The following is a 614-nucleotide window of genomic DNA, read 5'->3' as shown; positions in this document are numbered from 1 at the left end:
TTTCTGACCTAAACGAGCAGCACGATCTTCCGCTGTCACAGGATTGCTATGCGCAGTCCATTCTACTGCGGCTTCAATCATCCCCGCACCAACAGTAACGTTGCTCAAGCGGTCAATAAAGATCAACGAACCTGTATAACGACTGTCTTGATATTGGTCAAATACCACTGGAGCATCAAACTCAATCACAAGATCTGCAATCGCATTTAACTCAATTTCTTCAACTTGAGTATGTTCAAGTGTATTTACGTTGACACGGTAATTGATCGCACTGACTTTTGCAGGAACAGTTTGCGTACCGATTTTAACGTTATACAATTTACCTTTCACTAAAGGATGTTCATTCATCCATACAACAGATGCACGAACACTACGTGAAATAAGCGGTTGTTCACCTGCGCGAACCAAAACGTTACCACGTGAAATATCAATTTCATCATTTAACGTTAAAGTAACTGCTTGACCGGCAATTGCTTGTTCAAGATTTCCCTCAAACGTGACAATTACTTTAACCGTTGATTTTTTACCTGAAGGTAAGGCAACGATTTCATCACCAACGTTGATTTCACCAAGCGCAATCGTACCCGCAAAACCACGGAAATCAAGGTTTGGAC

Annotated in this window: 1 pseudogene; it reads right to left on the bottom strand. The window is 41.5% G+C overall.

Annotation, left to right across the window (positions count from 1 at the left end):
* Positions 1–614, bottom strand: a pseudogene (gene cysN / locus RR876_RS17065) (sulfate adenylyltransferase subunit CysN); the annotation flags it as partial.

This window comes from Acinetobacter sp., from assembly GCF_036666595.1.
Taxonomy (GTDB): domain Bacteria; phylum Pseudomonadota; class Gammaproteobacteria; order Pseudomonadales; family Moraxellaceae; genus Acinetobacter.
Note: the sequence above shows the minus strand (reverse complement) of the source record. Positions and strands in the feature narration are given on the sequence as shown.